Genomic DNA, 2,068 nt, shown 5'->3' with positions numbered 1-2,068 from the left:
GTATTAATAACCGCAACCTGCGTGACCTTTCGACTGATTTGAACCGTACCAAAGAGTTGGCTCCGCTGATTCGCGAACTGGCTACAAACGCAGTCGTGATTTCAGAGTCTGGCATCTACACACATCAACAAGTGCGTGACCTTTCAACGTTTGCAGACGGCTTCCTAATCGGCAGCTCTTTAATGGCAGAGAAGAACCTTGAACTCGCAGTGCGTAAAGTGACGCTCGGTGAAAACAAGGTGTGTGGTTTAACTCACTCTGACGATGCAGCAAAGGCTTATCAAGCCGGTGCGGTATTCGGTGGTCTGATTTTCGTTGAAGCATCTAAGCGTCATGTGGATATCGAAGCAGCTCGTTTAACCATGAGCGGCGCACCTTTGAACTACGTGGGTGTTTTCCAAAATCATAGCGTTACTGACGTTGCGAAAACGGTTTCTGAGCTAGGTTTATTTGCGGTGCAACTGCACGGTGACGAACCTCAAGCATTTGTCGATGAACTAAAACAATCACTACCTGAACACGTTGAGATTTGGAAAGCTTACGGTGTTGCTTCTGGTGCTGAAAACGGTGCTAAAAACACGCTACCAAAATTACTGAAAAGCAACGTGACTCGTCACCTGCTAGATACTAAAGTGGGTTCTCAAACGGGTGGTACAGGTCAAGCGTTCGACTGGAGCCTAATCAACAACCAAAGCGCAATCATGTTGGCGGGTGGCCTAAACCCAGACAATGCTAACCAAGCGGCTAAGTTGGGCTGCTTAGGATTAGACCTAAACTCTGGCGTTGAATCCGCTCCTGGTAAAAAAGACGCAGACAAGCTGCAGCGTGCTTTTGCAGCGATTCGCAATTACTAGTCCAAACTCGGCGCTAGAAATTAGAAAGCAGAATCTCAAAACTAATTAGTAAGCTTTGCCTTTGCGAAGCTTAAACAAGATTAAATGACTTGGTGTGAATACACATCGATAGAATTGAAGGAATAACACAATGGCTAAACTCGATGCCTACTTCGGTGAATACGGTGGTCAATACGTACCGCAGATCCTAGTGCCAGCACTAGACCAACTAGAACAAGCATTTATCGATGCACAAGCCGATCCTGAGTTCCGCAGTGAATTCATGACGCTTCTGCAAGAGTACGCAGGTCGTCCAACGGCACTAACGCTAACGCGTAACCTGACTAAAGGTACAAAAACTAAACTGTACCTAAAGCGTGAAGATCTACTTCACGGCGGTGCTCACAAGACAAACCAAGTACTTGGTCAAGCGCTGCTAGCAAAACGTATGGGTAAGCAAGAAATCATCGCTGAAACTGGCGCAGGCCAACACGGTGTGGCAACGGCTCTAGCTTGTGCTCTATTGGGCCTTAAGTGTCGTGTTTACATGGGTGCAAAAGACGTTGAACGTCAAAGCCCGAACGTGTTCCGTATGAAACTAATGGGCGCAGAGGTTATCCCTGTTCATTCTGGCTCTTCAACGCTAAAAGATGCATGTAACGAAGCGCTACGTGACTGGTCTGCAACTTATGAAGACGCGCACTACCTATTGGGTACTGCAGCGGGTCCTCACCCATTCCCAACGATTGTTCGTGATTTCCAACGCATGATTGGTGAAGAAACGAAAAACCAAATTCTAGCTCGTGAAGGTCGCCTTCCTGATGCCGTTATCGCTTGTGTTGGCGGTGGTTCAAACGCTATCGGCATGTTCGCTGATTTCATTGAAGAAGAGTCTGTTCGCCTAATCGGTGTAGAGCCTGCTGGTAAAGGTATTGATACTGACCAACACGGCGCGCCGCTTAAACACGGTAAAACCGGTATTTTCTTCGGTATGAAAGCCCCACTGATGCAAGATGAGAACGGCCAAGTAGAAGAGTCTTACTCTGTATCTGCGGGTCTAGATTTCCCATCAGTTGGTCCTCAACACGCGCACCTAAATGCGATTGGCCGTGCTGAATACGACAACGTGACCGATGACGAAGCGCTAGAAGCGTTCCAATTGATTGCACGTAAAGAAGGTATAATTGCAGCGCTAGAGTCATCTTATGCTTTGGCTCATGCTGTTAAAATGGCTC

Annotated in this window: 2 protein-coding genes; both read left to right on the top strand. The window is 47.4% G+C overall.

Annotated features, from left to right (window positions below; genetic code table 11):
- Positions 1-854 (top strand): bifunctional indole-3-glycerol-phosphate synthase TrpC/phosphoribosylanthranilate isomerase TrpF (gene trpCF / locus AB4653_RS25640; RefSeq protein ID WP_372105634.1); only part of this gene is annotated, 854 nt, incomplete at its 5' end.
- A gap of 130 nt (positions 855-984) precedes the next feature.
- On the top strand, positions 985-2,068 hold a 1,084-nt coding region (trpB, locus tag AB4653_RS25635; RefSeq protein ID WP_372105633.1), incomplete at its 3' end, for a tryptophan synthase subunit beta.

Source organism: Vibrio sp. 10N.222.48.A3 (assembly GCF_041475345.1).
GTDB lineage: Bacteria > Pseudomonadota > Gammaproteobacteria > Enterobacterales > Vibrionaceae > Vibrio > Vibrio tasmaniensis_A.
This window is presented reverse-complemented; position numbering and strand designations above follow the sequence as displayed.